We start from the raw sequence: 13539 nt of genomic DNA on the forward strand, positions 1-13539 counted from the left end.
GTTTCACTTTGGGGGGATGGGGACTCCCCCCTGAACGAGGTGAATCCTCTGCACGGCCCAACCAGGGCCGCTTGCGTACGTACTGCGTGTTGAGTTGCTGCTAGCCCGCCAGGCGGCGGCCGGCGTCCTCGATACGGTCCGCGAGGGAGCCGTTGATGACCTCGTCGCCGACCTGCACCCGGATGCCGCCGAGGACCGCGGGGTCCACGTCGATGTTGAGGTGCATCTGGTGGCCGTACAGCTTGGCGAGGGCGGCGCCCAGGCGTCGCTTCTGCGTGTCGCTCAGCGGCACCGCCGAGGTGACGACGGCGACCAGACGCTCCCGGCGCTCGGCGGCGAGCTTGGACAGGGACTCGAGTCCCGCTTCCAGGCTACGTCCACGCGGGGCGGTCACAAGGCGCGTCACCAGGCGAACGGTGGCCGCGTCCGCACGGCCGCCGAGCAGGCTGCGCAGCAGCTCGCCCTTGGCCGAGGCGGTGGCCTTCCGGTCGGTCAGTGCGGCGCGCAGCTCGGTGTTGGAGGAGACGATCCGCCCGAAGCGGAACAGCTCGTCCTCGACGTCGTCGAGCGCGCCGGCCTTCTGCGCGGCGGTGAGGTCCGCGATGTTCGCCAGCTCCTCCAGGGCGTCCACCAGGTCGCGCGACTGCGACCAGCGGGAACGCACCAGGCCGGAGACCAGGTCGGCGGTGGTGCCGCTGACCTGGGAGCCGAGCAGGCGCTGGGCCAGCCCGGCCTTGGCCTCACCGGCCTGCGCCGGGTCGGTGAGGACCCGACGCAGCGACACCTCGCGGTCGAGCAGCGCGGTGACGGCGGCCAGCTCGTCGGCGAGCCGCGCCGCGTCCACAGACGTGGAGTCCGTCAGCGCGTCGAGACGCTCACGTGCGGCTGCCAGGGCCTCGCGGCTCGCTCCGTTCATCGCGACGCCTCGGCCTTCTCCTCGAGCTCGTCGAGGAAGCGGTCGATGACGCGGCTCTGGCGGGCGTGGTCCTCGAGGGACTCGCCGACGAGCTTGCCGGCCAGGTCGGTGGCGAGCTTGCCGACGTCCTGACGCAGCGCGGACGCGGCGGCCTTGCGGTCGGCCTCGATCTGGGCGTGACCGGCGGCGACGATCTCCTCGCGCTGCCGCTGGCCTTCCGCGCGCATCTCCGCGATGAGCGTGGCGCCCTGCTCCTGAGCCTCCTGGCGCAGGCGCGCGGCCTCGTGGCGAGCCTCGGCGAGCTGAGCCTTGTACTGCTCGAGCACGCTCTGGGCCTCGGTCTGAGCGGCCTCGGCCTTCTCGATACCGCCCTCGATCTGCTCGCGACGCTCTTCCAGAACCTTGTTGATGTTCGGGAGGAGCTTCTTGGCGAGGAAGCCGAAGACGATGACGAAGGCGATCAGGCCGATCACGAGCTCCGGAATCGGCGGGATGAGCGGGTTTTCCGCTTCCTCGGCCGCCAGCTGAACCAGGGGGCTCATATCAGTGCCTTTCGTCGAAAGGGGCAGTCCGACGGATCAGGTCAGGAGCTCGGGTAAACGAACGGCATGACCAGACCGATCAGGGCCAGCGCCTCACAGAAGGCGAAGCCGAGGATCTGGTTGGCGCGGATCAGGCCGGCCGCCTCGGGCTGGCGGGCGAGCGCCTGGGTGCCGTTACCGAAGATGATGCCGACGCCGACGCCCGGGCCGATCGCGGCGAGGCCGTAACCGATCGAGCCGAGGTTGCCCTTGATCTCGACGCCGGCGGCAAGGGTCTGGAGAGCGGACATGCCGGTTCTTCCTTCTCTTTCAAGGACCGGTGGGGGTTGGCCACCGGATGTCTGGATGGGGGTCGGGCTGGCTCAGTGGTGCTCGGCGAGCGCGCCCTGGATGAAGCTGCAGGTCAGCAGGACGAAGACGTACGCCTGCACCGCCTGGATGAAGAGCTCGAAGGCCGTCATCACGATGACCATCACGAACGAGACGGCGGAGTAGGCGATGCCGATGCCGTTCAGCATGTACCAGCTGGCGATCGTGAAGAGCAGCAGGAGGGTGTGACCGGCGAACATGTTCGCGAAGAGTCGGACGGCGTGGGTGAAGGGCCGCACCAGGAGGTTCGAGAACAGCTCGATCGTCATCGACAGCGGGAGGACCGCGCCGAGGGACTTGTCGTAGCCGGTGAAGTTCTTGAAGGCGCCGACGAAGCCGTGGCGCTTGAAGGTCAGGGAGACCCACAGGATGTAGACGATGCCGGCGAGGACCGCGGGGTAGGAGATGATCGCGGTGACCGGGAACTGGGCGACCGGGATGATCGACCAGAGGTTCATCATCCAGACGAAGAAGAACAGCGAGACGACCAGCGGGACGTATTTCTCGCCCTCCTTCTTGCCGATGGTCTCGTAGACGACGCCGCGGCGGACGAAGTCGTAGCCGGCCTCGGCGACCATCTGGAGCTTGCCGGGGACGACCTTCGGGCGGGCGAAGGCGGCCCAGAAGAAGCCGACGATGATGATCGAGCCGAGCAGCGCCAGCAGCATCGTCTTGTTGAAGTACGTGTTGCCGTCCGCGTTGCCGAAGATCGGCTCGAACAGGAACGAGTGCAGGCCCGGAGCCGGGAAGCCACAACCGTCGAACAGGTGGCAGTCGGTCTCGAAGGCGAGCACCTGCGTCGGGTCAGCACTCACCGCGGGCTCCTTCGTCGTGGCGCATAGGTACGGCAACCTCGTTGTGTCGGCGCGGCGTACGGCCGCGTTTCGGCACGGGACTGGTGTTTCGGATGTGGGGGCGGCTGTGGGGCATCTCGCCTCGCGCTTGAGCAGGCGTCAGCTGGGATGCCCGCGCCCGCGATGCCGCAGTTGGCACCGGACGATAGCAGGAGATCTCAGACGTCTTTATCCCGGCCCTACCCCTCACGACGAGTGCCCCGATTTTTCGGGCTTCCCGGCCTTCGAGGAGGCCGAGGAGGAGGCCGAATCGGGTTCGACGTAAAGGATCTTGGCCTTCATGTGCGCCCGCGTCTGCGCGGCGATCCAGGCGATCGTGGCGACGACGAGCGTGACGGCGAAGGCCCGCGGGTTGAACAGCGTGGTGTTCTTGAACGCGGCCATGAAGATGAACAGCAGCAGGATCTGCGCCGCGTAGAGCATCAGGCCCATCATCTGGAACAGCTGCGGAAGCGATTTGGCGGTGCGCTGCAGGACGTAGAGGCCGATTCCCATGAACGCGATCACGATGACCGTGCCGACGACGGCGCCGATGGCTCCCTTGCCGCCCGCGACCACACCGCTGACGACGGCGGCGATCGCACCGGCGGCGAGTGTGGGTACGGCGGCCTGGGCCAGGATCCGGACGTCGTTGGACGGCATGGCGGCAACTCCGCTTTCAATGGGGGCAGGGTGTCGTCATGGACGAGCGTAGTCCCGGTTCGAGGGGCGAAAGACCTCACGCGGACCTCGCGCCAAAAGACCGTCGCACTGCGGTCTTTCGGCTGTCTCCGGGGTTCTCGTGAACCGTATCACAAACTATTTGATGAGGTCTTTACCTGGATGGTGTGCTTGCTGTCACACATGAGAGTGACAGTGCCCGTCTGTGCAGAATCGACGCCGAGTTGTCTGGTATTGGGGAGCTTTGCCCCCGCCCACTTCCCCCACGACTTGGCAATGCTCTAGTCAGATTCTTACCTTGCCGACCGCGAACGAGGGCCCACGGCGGTCGCCCCGTTGACCCCCGAGACCCCGACGGCCACGGGCGTACGCGGCTGCGGCTCGGCCCCGTCGGCGGAGACCAGCGCGGCCTCCGCGGCCAGTTCGGCGGACCTGCGGCGGCGGTAGCGCGGCGGCACGAACGCCTCGGCCCAGCGCGGGGCACGCGGCGTGAAGCGCGGCAGCAGAAGCAGCACGAGCCCGAGCGCGCTGAGGAACACCACACCGAGGACGATCCACATGGACGCCGCGTTGACGGAGTAGGCGAGCGCGCCGAACGCGATCAGCGCCGACCAGAAGTACATGATCAGCACGGCCCGGCTGTGCGAGTGACCGATCTCCAGCAGCCGGTGGTGCAGATGCCCGCGGTCCGCGGCGAACGGCGACTGACCGCGCCAGGTACGGCGCACGATCGCGAGGATCAGGTCGGCGGCCGGGATCGCGATGATCGTCAGCGGCATCAGCAGCGGGATGTAGACCGGCACCATCTGGTGCACGGTGGAGCGCTCGGAGCCGCCGAAGAGGTTGTCCGGGTCGACGTTGCCCGTGACGGAGATCGCGCCCGCCGCCAGCACCAGCCCGATCAGCATCGAGCCCGAGTCGCCCATGAAGATCCGGGCGGGGTGCATGTTGTGCGGCAGGAAGCCCAGGCACATGCCCATCAGGATGGCCGCGAACAGCGTCGCCGGGGCGGCGGCCTCGATGCCGTACGAGTACCAGATGCGGTACGTGTACATGAAGAACGCGGCGGCGGCGATGCACACCATGCCGGCCGCGAGCCCGTCCAGACCGTCCACGAAGTTGACGGCGTTGATGGTGATCACGACCAGCGCCACCGTCAACAGGGTGCCCTGCCACTGGGTCAGCGCGACCGTGCCGACCGTCGGGATCGGCAGCCACAGGATCGTCAGACCCTGCATGACCATCACACCCGCGGCGATCATCTGGCCGCCCAGCTTCAGCAGCGCGTCGATCTCGAACTTGTCGTCCAGGACACCGATCAGCCAGATCAGGGCGGCACCCGAGAGCAGGGCGCGCGGCTCGTTCGACTTCTCGAAGACCCCGTTGAGGTTGGTGAGATGGTCCGCGACCAGCAGCCCCGCACACAGCCCGAAGAACATGGCGATCCCGCCGAGCCGCGGAGTGGGTTCCCGGTGCACGTCACGGGCCCTGATCTCCGGCATCGCCCCCGCCACGATCGCGAACTTCCGTACCGGCCCGGTCAGCAGATACGTCACCGCGGCCGTGATGCAGAGCGTCAGCAGGTATTCACGCACAGGCTTCCCCACAGGTCTCGCTGGCCATCTCAGCCCCACACCCTAGCGATCGACTCACACACGGCGCATATGTGTGGGGACTTCCGGGTAGCGACGATGGTTGCACGTGGGGCTGTGAGTGTGGGTGCACGGGGGCGTTTCACGCCAGCGCGCGTACCCGGATTCTCCGCCCCCACGCCTGCCGGATCCCCTGGACCAGCCGGGGATCAGCCCGGGATCAGCCGGGATACGGCGGGAAGGCCGTGGCCAGTTCCCGTACCTCCTCGCGGGCCCGCTTGGCCTCGACCCGGCCGCGCAGCACCCCCGCCATCAGCGCCCCGACGCCCGCCAGCTCCTCCTCCCGCATCCCCTGCGTGGTCACCGCGGCCGTGCCGAGCCGGAGCCCGCGCGCATCGGCGTACGGCAGCGCACAGCAGTCCAGGACGATCCCCGCGGCCGCGAGCAGCCCCCGCGCCGAGCGCCCGTCGACACCGAGGGGAGCCGGATCGACGGTGAGGAGATGGGTGTCGGTGCCGCCCGTCGTCACGCCCAGCCCCTCCTCCTCCAGCCGGGCCGCCAGCACCCTCGCATTGGCGACCACCTGATGGGCGTACGCCGAGAACGCCTCGGTCGACGCCTCACCGAACGCGACCGCCTTCGCGGCGATCGTGTGCATCTGCGCGCCGGCCTGCGTGAACGGGAAGACGGCCCGGTCCACCCGCTCCGCCAACTCGCTCCCGCACAGCAGCATCCCGCCGCGCGGCCCCCGCAGCACCTTGTGGGTGGTGGCGCAGACGATGTCGGCGTACGGCACCGGAGAGGGCGCCGCTCCCCCGGCGACCAGCCCGATGGGGTGCCCGGCGTCGGCGATGAGATAGGCGCCGACCTCGTCGGCCACGGCCCGGAAGAGGGCGTGGTCGACATGGCGCGGATAGGCGATCGAGCCGCACACGATCGCCTTGGGCCGATGGCTGCGGGCCAGCGTCCGCACCTGCTCGTAATCGATCAGCCCGGTCTCCGCGTCCACCCCGTACGGCACGAAGTCGAACCAGCGCCCGGAGAAGTTCGCGGGCGAACCGTGGGTGAGATGCCCGCCGTAGGGCAGCCCGAGGGCGAGCACGGTGTCACCGGGCCTCAGCAGGGCCGCGTAGGCGGCCAGCACGGCGGACGAGCCGGAATGGGGCTGCACATTGGCGTGCTCGGCCCCGAACAGCCGCTTCGCCCGCTCCACGGCGAGCCGCTCGGCGACGTCGACGATCTCGCAGCCCCCGTGGTGCCGGGCCCCCGGATACCCCTCCGCGTACTTGTTGGCGAGCGGCGAGCCGAGCGCGGCCAGCACGGCCGGCGAGCAGAAGTTCTCGGCGGCGACGAGCTGCAGCGTCGACGCCTGCCGGGTCGCCTCCGCGAGCAGGATCTCGGCCATCTCGGGATCCTGCCGGCGCAGGACATCGGCATCGGCCGCGACGGGGGCATGAGTGACCGACATGACGAACTCCGGGACGTCGACGGTGACGTACGTCCAATGTAGGCCCGTGACGCGGGAGGTGCCCCCCACCGCGACGGCCTACATCCGGGCCGGCACTCCCGTCAGCGCCGTCACCACGGGGTCCAGCGCCTGATGTATCTCGTCACCGATCGAGCGGAAGAACGGCAGCGGCGCACCGTACGGGTCGTAGACCTCGTCCGCCTCCAGCGTGGGCGCCAGCAGCCAGCCGCGCAGGGCCGCCGCCGCGCGGACCAGGGCCCGGGCGCGGCGGACCACGCCCTCCTCCAGCGGGGGCAGGGTGGCCGGGTCGATGGCGTTCACCAGGCGGGTGAACTCCTTCAGGGTGAAGGTGCGCAGGCCCGCCGAGTGGCCCATGGAGATGACCTGGGCGCGGTGGTCGCGGGTCGCGGTCAGGACGAGGTCGGCCATGATGACGTGCTCGTCGAGCAGTTCCCGGCCGACGAAGCCGGAGGGGTCCGCGCCGAAGTCGGCCAGCACGGTCTCCGCGTTGGCCTCCATCGGCGCGCCCTCGTGGCCCCAGGTGCCCGCGCTCTCCACGATCATCCCGCCGCCCAGCACCCCGAGGCGCTGCGACAGGAAATGCCGGGTCAGCCGCTCGGTGATGGGCGAGCGGCAGACGTTGCCGGTGCTGACGTGGAGGATGCGGAAGGTGTCGCGCGGAAGTCCGACGAAGGTCGTCGTGATCTCCGCGGCGCGTTCCCCGTTGCCTATGCCACGCCCCGCGTCAGGGGCTGTCAATTCGCCACCTCGAGGTCGGGTACGACCTTGCGCAGTTCGTCGGCCGTGATCGCCCCCTCGCGCAGCAGCAGCGGGATCTCGCGGCTGACGTCGACGATCGAGGACGGGACGTTCCCGGGGGTGGGGCCGCCGTCGAGGTAGACGGAGACGGAGTCGCCGAGCATCTCCTGGGCGTAGTCGCAGTTCTCCGGCGCCGGGTGTCCGGTGAGGTTGGCGGAGGACACCGCCATGGGGCCGACCTCGGTCAGCAGCTCGATGGCGACCGGGTGCAGCGGCATGCGCACGGCAACCGTGCCGCGGGTGTCGCCCAGGTCCCACTGCAGGGACGGCTGGTGCTTGGCGACGAGCGTCAGCGCGCCCGGCCAGAACGCGTCGACCAGCTCCCAGGCCAGCTCGGAGAAGTCCGTGACCAGGCCGTGCAGGGTGTTCGGGGAGCCGATGAGGACGGGGGTGGGCATGTTGCGGCCCCGGCCCTTGGCGTCCAGCAGATCGCCCACGGCCTCCTTGGAGAACGCGTCGGCGCCGATGCCGTACACCGTGTCGGTCGGGAGGACCACGAGCTCGCCCCGGCGGACGGCGGACGCGGCCTCACGCAGACCGGTCACGCGGTCGGTCGCGTCGTTGGTGTCGTATCGCCGAGCCATGTCTAGCGGGCCTCCTCGTGCACGTACTGCTGGATGGAAGTCTGATGGGTGGTCACATGGGCGGTGTTCACGGCATGGCCCTGCGGGCGGTCGCGAAGCGGGGGCGGTTGTTGAGGTCCGGGTGGTCGGCCGCGTCGGCCCAGCCCCGCTCCTCGGTGAAGATCCACGGCACCTGGCCGCCCTGGGTGTCGGCGTGCTCGATGACGACGACACCGCCCGGGCGCAGGAGCCGGTGTGCGGTCCGTTCCAGACCGCGGATGAGGTCGAGCCCGTCCTCGCCGGAGAACAGCGCCAGGTCGGGGTCGTAGTCCCGCGCCTCGGGAGCGACGTACTCCCACTCGGTCAGCGGGATGTACGGCGGGTTGGAGACGACCAGGTCGACCTGGCCGTCGAGGTCGCGGAAGGCGTCCAGGGCGTTGCCCTGACGCAGGTCGACGCGGGACCCCTCCATGTTCTTGCGGGTCCACACCAGGGCGTCCTCGGACAGCTCCACGGCGTGCACGGTCGAGCGCGGCACCTCCTGGGCGAGGGCGAGCGCGATCGCGCCGGAGCCGGTGCACAGGTCGACGATGCACGGCTCCACGACGTCCATGGCCCGTACGGCGTCTATGGCCCACCCGACGACCGACTCGGTCTCGGGACGGGGCACGAAGACGCCGGGGCCGACCTGGAGCTCCAGATAGCGGAAGTAGGCCCGCCCGGTGATGTGCTGCAGCGGCTCGCGCTGCTCACGCCGGGCGATGACCTCCCAGTAGCGGGCGTCGAAGTCGGAGTCCTTCACGGAGTGCAGTTCACCGCGCTTCACGCCGTGCACGAACGCGGCGAGCTCCTCCGCGTCGTTGCGCGGCGAGGGCACGCCGGCGCCGGCCAGCCGCTGGGTGGCCTGGGCCACCTCCGAGAGCAGCAGGTTCACGCAAGTCCTCCGTGGGTGGTACTCGTCCGTGCCGTGGTTACGCGGCTGCCAGCTTCGCCGCCGAGTCCGCGTCGACGCAGGCCTGGATCACCGCGTCGAGGTCGCCGTCCAGGACCTGGTCAAGGTTGTACGACTTGAAGCCGACGCGGTGGTCCGAGATGCGGTTCTCCGGGAAGTTGTACGTGCGGATCTTCTCGGAGCGGTCGACGGTGCGGACCTGGCTGCGGCGGGCGTCGGCGGCCTCCCGCTCCGCCTCCTCCTGCGCGGCGGCGAGGAGCCTGGAGCGCAGGATACGCATCGCCTGCTCCTTGTTCTGCAACTGGCTCTTCTCGTTCTGGCAGGAGGCGACGACTCCGGTGGGAAGGTGCGTGATGCGCACGGCGGAGTCGGTGGTGTTGACGGACTGGCCGCCCGGGCCGGACGACCGGTACACGTCGATGCGGAGGTCGTTGGGGTTGATCTCGACGTCGACCTCCTCCGCCTCCGGGGTGACGAGGACACCGGCCGCCGAGGTGTGGATGCGGCCCTGCGACTCGGTCGCCGGCACCCGCTGGACGCGGTGCACTCCGCCCTCGTACTTCAGCCGCGCCCAGACGCCCTGACCGGGCTCGGTGGCGCCCTGGCCGCCCTTGGTCTTCACGGCGACCTGGACGTCCTTGTAGCCGCCCAGCTCGGACTCGGTGGCGTCGATGATCTCGGTCTTCCAGCCGACCCGCTCGGCGTACCGCAGGTACATGCGCAGCAGGTCGCCCGCGAAGAGGGCGGACTCGTCGCCGCCGGCGCCGGCCTTGATCTCCAGGATGACGTCCTTGTCGTCGGACGGGTCCCGGGGCACGAGCAACAGCCGCAGCTTCTCCGTCAGCTCGTCGCGCTGCTTGTCCAGCTCCTTGACCTCGGCGGCGAAGTCCGGGTCGTCGGCGGCGAGTTCGCGCGCGGTCTCCATGTCGTCGCCGGTCTGCTTCCAGGAGCGGTACGTGGCGACGATCGGGGTGAGCTCGGCGTAGCGCTTGTTCAGCTTGCGCGCGTTGGCCTGGTCGGCGAAGACCGACGGGTCGGCGAGCTTCTTCTCCAGGTCGGCGTGCTCACCGACCAACTCCTCGACGGCCTCGAACATGGTGGGCTCCTGAAATGCTGGTGCGTGGATGAAGGCGAACGACCAAAAACGCCGGTCCCGGCGCACCCCGGGCGGGGGCACGGCCGTGGACCGGCGAATGGGGGCTCGCTACTTCTTGGAGCCGGCGGCAGCCTTGCCGAAGCGGGCCTCGAAGCGGGCCACACGGCCACCGGTGTCGAGGATCTTCTGCTTGCCCGTGTAGAACGGGTGGCACTCGGAGCAGACGTCGGCGCGGATGGTGCCGCTCGCGATCGTGCTGCGGGTGGTGAACGACGCGCCACAGGTGCAGCTGACCTGCGTCTCGACGTACTCGGGGTGGATGTCGCGCTTCAAGGTGTCTCCTAGTTTCGGGAGGGCTCCGGGTCGCCACCGCGGGCTGCGGGTGCGTGAACCGGGGCCGACTTACCAGTCTGCCAGGACTGGCGCCATCCCCCAAAACCGGGGGGTGAACCCATCTATTCCCCGAGGGGCGACTCCCCCGGGCGCGCGGGGAACCGCGCGACGAGCACACGACGCACCCGCATCCTCAGGACGAGGCCACAACCCCCTTCGCCTCCCCGGTCGCCGTGTCCTTCGTGGCCGCCGCCGGGATCGGCTCGTCGTTCTTCAGGGCCGTCCAGACCTGCTGGGCCTTCTTGGTCAGGACGACGACGCGGTTGGGGTCGGCGGGGTCGTAGCGCACCGGCATCGTCACCATGTGCATCTTCGACGCGCTGATGCCCTTGAGTCCGTTCGCGAAGGACATCAGGGAGTTGACCGAGCCGAGGTCGGAGTCGGTGGTGACGGCCTTCGTCGCGGTGTCCGCGAGGTCGTAGAGGTTCTTGGGGCTGGTGAACAGTCCGATGTGCTTGACCTGGGTGACCAGGGCCTTGATGAAGGCCTGCTGGAGCTGGATGCGGCCGAGGTCGGAGCCGTCGCCGACGCCGTGCCGGGTGCGCACGAGACCGAGGGCCTGTTCGCCGTCGAGGGTGTGGGTGCCCGCCTTGAGCCTGAGATGGCTGTCGGGGTCGTCGATGGCCTTGGTGGTGGTGACCTCGACGCCGCCGAGCTCGTCGATCAGCTTCTCGAAGCCGGAGAAGTCGACCTCGAGGTAGTGGTCCATCCGGATGCCGGTGATCGACTCGACGGTCTTCACGGCACAGGCCGCGCCGCCCGTGGAGTACGCCGAGTTGAACATGACGCCGTGCGCCGCGTCGTGCCGGACGCCCTGGGTGTCGGTGCACACCGGCCGGTCGATGAGGGTGTCGCGCGGGATGGAGACCACGCTGGCCCGCTGGTGGCCCTCGTACACATGGATGATCATCGCCGTGTCGGAGCGGGCGCTGCCGTCGTCGGTGCCGCCGCCGAGCTTCCTGTTGGCGCCGGAGCGGGTGTCGGAGCCGAGGACGAGGATGTTCTCGGAGCCGTTGTCGACCTTGGTGGGCCGGTCCGTGCCGAGGGCCTGGTCGATGTCGACGCTCTTGATGTTGCCGTTGAGCTTGAAGTACAGGTAGCCCGCGCCGGTGCCGCCCAGGGCGACGATGCCCGCGGCCGTCCACGCCATGATCAGCAGCCCCTTGCGCCGGCCCCGCTGTCTGCGGTGCCTCGGGTCGCTGCCGTTCTCACCCGTCGTGCCGGCCTCACCCGGTATGCCGGGCTCCGGCGTGCTCTCGGCGGACATGTGCTCCTCTGTTCTCGTGCATCCTCACCATGGTCGCCCCGCCTGGTCGGACGGGGAAACCCGGGACAGGGTTGCACAACGCTCTGTGCCCGATCAGTGGCTGACCGGACACAGAGCGTGCGGAGCGGAGCGGGGCGTCCCCCTACTCACCTGCGGTTTCGGCCGGACTCAGCCGAACAGGTCGTACTGCTTGAAACTGGTACCGAGTGACACCCTTGTGGCAAAGATCTCGCTCGTGGCCTTTCCGGTGCCCTTGTACAGGTACAGCGTGCCGCCGGGCGTACGGGCCAGGAAGTCGGCCTTGCCGTCGGCGTTGACGTCCCCGACCGCGTCGAAGGCGTTGTACGTCGTGTTGCTCCAGGTCAGCACCTTCACGCGGGCCGAGAAGGCGGCCGTGCCGGCCTTGCCGGTGCCCTTGTAGAGGTAGACCGCGCCGGTGCTCTTGTTGCGGGCGAGCAGGTCGGCCCTGCCGTCGTTGGTCAGGTCGCCGTGGCCGCGGACGACGTTGTACTGGTTCCAGCCGGTGGAGACCTTCACCCGGGTGGCGAACTTGCCGTTGCCCTTGCCCGGGTAGATCCACAGCACGCCCGCGGAGTCCACCGACAGCAGGTCCGGCAGCTCGTCGCCGGTGACGTCGCCGGGGGCGACGACCGCGAGCCGGCTCTTCCAGTTGTCGCCGATCAGGTTGCTGGTCCAGGTGCCGCTGGAGAGCACGTAGTGCCGCCAGTACAGGTCGCCGTCGGAGGCGCGGCGCTGGACGAAGTCCGTGTAGCCGTCGCGGTCGAGGTCGGTCTGCAGGACCAGGTTCCAGGCGCTGTACGAGCCCCAGGACTGGCGGGAGGCCAGCGTGGTGCCCTTGGAGTCGATCTCGTAGCCGGTCTTCGTGGAGGAGTTGCGCACGAAGAGGTCGGCCCTGTGGTCACCGCTGAGGTTGGTGTCGTCGACACGCGGGTGGGCGGCGGCGACGTACGTGGTGAGCTTGGTGAAGACGCTGTACGCGCCCGCCGCCACGCAGTCCTTCACGCCCCAGGACACGACGCCCACGACCTTGCCGCCGACGACCAGCGGGCCGCCGGAGTCGCCGTTGCACGCGGAGGTGGTGCCGGCGTCGGAGCCGGTGGCGGGCTCGCCCGCGCACACCATGTGCCCCGCGATGAAGTCGCTGCCGTACTCGCCGGAGCAGGTGGCGTTGGACTGGATCGGCAGCTCGGCCGTCTTCAGCGTGTCCGAGATGTCCTCGCTGGTGGAGCTGGTGCGGCCCCAGCCGAAGACCTGCGCGGTGGTGCCCGCCGTGTACGACGCGGTGTCGCCGGCGGTCGTCATCGGGATCGGCGTCGCCTTGACCGGGTTCGGCAGGGTCAGGACGGCGAGGTCGTTGTCGATGGTGTAGTCGTCGTACGACGGGTTGTTCCACTGCCGCCAGACCCCGCTGGCGGTGCCGCCGTGCAGGTCGATACCGCCGCTCGCGGTCTCGGACAGCAGTTGCGCGGTGCCGGTGATGACGGCGCCGTGCGCCTTCCAGTCGTACCCGGCGACGCAGTGCGCGGCGGTGAGGATCTTCGTCGGGGCGACGACCGCGCCTCCGCAGAAGAAGCCGATGTCGTCGCTGGTGGTGGAGGTGCCGCGGTCGTCGCCGTACCAGAGCTGCGCCATGTACGGCGCGGTGGTGATGGTCGTCGTCGAACCGCCGATGATCTTCGGGTCGACGGACGCCGAGCCACTGCTCCTGCTCGCGCTCAGGGAGGACTTGGACGTCTCCCCCGCGGTGTCGTCGCCGGCGAGGGCGGTCGCCAGGCGTGCCTCGATCGCGGACGTGGACGGCGTGCTGTGGACGGGCGTCGGCGCCGTGGTGGCCGCCCCCGCCGGCGTCGTCACGAACACACCGGCGACGGCCGCGGCCAGACCGGCCGCGGCGACGGGCAGGGCGATCCGTATCCGGCGTCTGTGCCGTCGGCCCCCGGACGTGGGTGTACCCACTCGAGTCCCCCCTAGGGATCAGAAGTCTGAGCTCCGGCCCCGGCTCGAACGCCCGACCGAAGGGCGTGATC

General features: G+C 69.6%; 14 protein-coding genes. All 14 read right to left on the bottom strand.

Going from position 1 to position 13539, the window contains the following annotated elements:
* Window positions 1-100: 100 nt before the first annotated feature.
* Window positions 101-916 carry a F0F1 ATP synthase subunit delta gene (locus OG852_RS16790; protein ID WP_133917184.1) on the bottom strand — a complete coding sequence of 272 codons (816 nt, stop codon included), beginning with the start codon at window positions 914-916 and terminating at the stop codon, window positions 101-103.
* The gene (locus OG852_RS16795) at window positions 913-1458 is read right to left on the bottom strand and encodes a F0F1 ATP synthase subunit B (RefSeq protein ID WP_133917183.1); all 546 of its coding nucleotides are present in this window, start codon (window positions 1456-1458) and stop codon (window positions 913-915) included. The genes OG852_RS16790 and OG852_RS16795 overlap by 4 nt, the downstream gene beginning before the upstream one ends.
* 41 nt (window positions 1459-1499) lie before the next feature.
* Window positions 1500-1748 (bottom strand): ATP synthase subunit C, encoded by a 249-nt coding sequence (locus OG852_RS16800; RefSeq protein ID WP_030610088.1) that lies wholly within the window; start codon window positions 1746-1748, stop codon window positions 1500-1502.
* Window positions 1749-1820: 72 nt separating this feature from the next.
* Complete coding sequence (gene atpB, locus OG852_RS16805; RefSeq protein WP_133917182.1) at window positions 1821-2642, bottom strand: F0F1 ATP synthase subunit A; 822 nt, start codon at window positions 2640-2642, stop codon at window positions 1821-1823.
* Window positions 2643-2867: 225 nt separating this feature from the next.
* The gene (locus tag OG852_RS16810; RefSeq protein WP_133917181.1) at window positions 2868-3323 is read right to left on the bottom strand and encodes a hypothetical protein; all 456 of its coding nucleotides are present in this window, start codon (window positions 3321-3323) and stop codon (window positions 2868-2870) included.
* Window positions 3324-3634: 311 nt separating this feature from the next.
* Window positions 3635-4936, bottom strand: coding sequence for an MraY family glycosyltransferase (locus OG852_RS16815; protein WP_330348358.1), 1302 nt, complete (start codon window positions 4934-4936; stop codon window positions 3635-3637).
* Between the two features lie 217 nt (window positions 4937-5153).
* Entirely contained in the window at window positions 5154-6401 is a 1248-nt protein-coding gene (glyA, locus tag OG852_RS16820) for a serine hydroxymethyltransferase (RefSeq protein ID WP_133917179.1), read from the bottom strand.
* Window positions 6402-6479: 78 nt separating this feature from the next.
* Window positions 6480-7160 carry an arsenate reductase/protein-tyrosine-phosphatase family protein gene (locus OG852_RS16825; RefSeq protein ID WP_133917178.1) on the bottom strand — a complete coding sequence of 227 codons (681 nt, stop codon included), beginning with the start codon at window positions 7158-7160 and terminating at the stop codon, window positions 6480-6482.
* A complete protein-coding gene (locus OG852_RS16830; protein WP_133917177.1) occupies window positions 7157-7804 on the bottom strand; it encodes an L-threonylcarbamoyladenylate synthase in 648 nt (215 codons plus the stop codon). The genes OG852_RS16825 and OG852_RS16830 overlap by 4 nt, the downstream gene beginning before the upstream one ends.
* A 67-nt stretch (window positions 7805-7871) precedes the next feature.
* Window positions 7872-8717, bottom strand: a complete 846-nt coding sequence (prmC, locus tag OG852_RS16835) for a peptide chain release factor N(5)-glutamine methyltransferase (protein ID WP_133917176.1) — start codon at window positions 8715-8717, stop codon at window positions 7872-7874.
* A 37-nt stretch (window positions 8718-8754) separates the two neighbouring features.
* Window positions 8755-9831, bottom strand: a complete 1077-nt coding sequence (gene prfA, locus OG852_RS16840; protein WP_330348359.1) for a peptide chain release factor 1 — start codon at window positions 9829-9831, stop codon at window positions 8755-8757.
* 108 nt (window positions 9832-9939) lie between these two features.
* Complete coding sequence (gene rpmE, locus OG852_RS16845; protein ID WP_133917174.1) at window positions 9940-10164, bottom strand: 50S ribosomal protein L31; 225 nt, start codon at window positions 10162-10164, stop codon at window positions 9940-9942.
* 193 nt (window positions 10165-10357) lie between these two features.
* Window positions 10358-11491, bottom strand: a complete 1134-nt coding sequence (locus OG852_RS16850; protein WP_330348360.1) for an LCP family protein — start codon at window positions 11489-11491, stop codon at window positions 10358-10360.
* Window positions 11492-11659: 168 nt separating this feature from the next.
* Complete coding sequence (locus tag OG852_RS16855; protein WP_330348361.1) at window positions 11660-13468, bottom strand: trypsin-like serine protease; 1809 nt, start codon at window positions 13466-13468, stop codon at window positions 11660-11662.
* Window positions 13469-13539 lie beyond the last annotated feature (71 nt).

Source organism: Streptomyces sp. NBC_00582, assembly GCF_036345155.1.
Classification (GTDB): Bacteria; Actinomycetota; Actinomycetes; order Streptomycetales; family Streptomycetaceae; genus Streptomyces.

Excerpts from the sequence above, each read along its gene's own strand:
- glyA (WP_133917179.1), bottom strand. The coding sequence starts at position 6,401 with ATGTCGGTCACTCATGCCCCCGTCGCGGCCGATGCCGATGTCCTGCGC.
- OG852_RS16800 (WP_030610088.1), bottom strand. The coding sequence starts at position 1,748 with ATGTCCGCTCTCCAGACCCTTGCCGCCGGCGTCGAGATCAAGGGCAAC.
- prfA (WP_330348359.1), bottom strand. The coding sequence starts at position 9,831 with ATGTTCGAGGCCGTCGAGGAGTTGGTCGGTGAGCACGCCGACCTGGAG.
- OG852_RS16790 (WP_133917184.1), bottom strand. The coding sequence starts at position 916 with ATGAACGGAGCGAGCCGCGAGGCCCTGGCAGCCGCACGTGAGCGTCTC.
- OG852_RS16850 (WP_330348360.1), bottom strand. The coding sequence starts at position 11,491 with ATGTCCGCCGAGAGCACGCCGGAGCCCGGCATACCGGGTGAGGCCGGC.
- OG852_RS16830 (WP_133917177.1), bottom strand. The coding sequence starts at position 7,804 with ATGGCTCGGCGATACGACACCAACGACGCGACCGACCGCGTGACCGGT.
- OG852_RS16810 (WP_133917181.1), bottom strand. The coding sequence starts at position 3,323 with ATGCCGTCCAACGACGTCCGGATCCTGGCCCAGGCCGCCGTACCCACA.
- OG852_RS16795 (WP_133917183.1), bottom strand. The coding sequence starts at position 1,458 with ATGAGCCCCCTGGTTCAGCTGGCGGCCGAGGAAGCGGAAAACCCGCTC.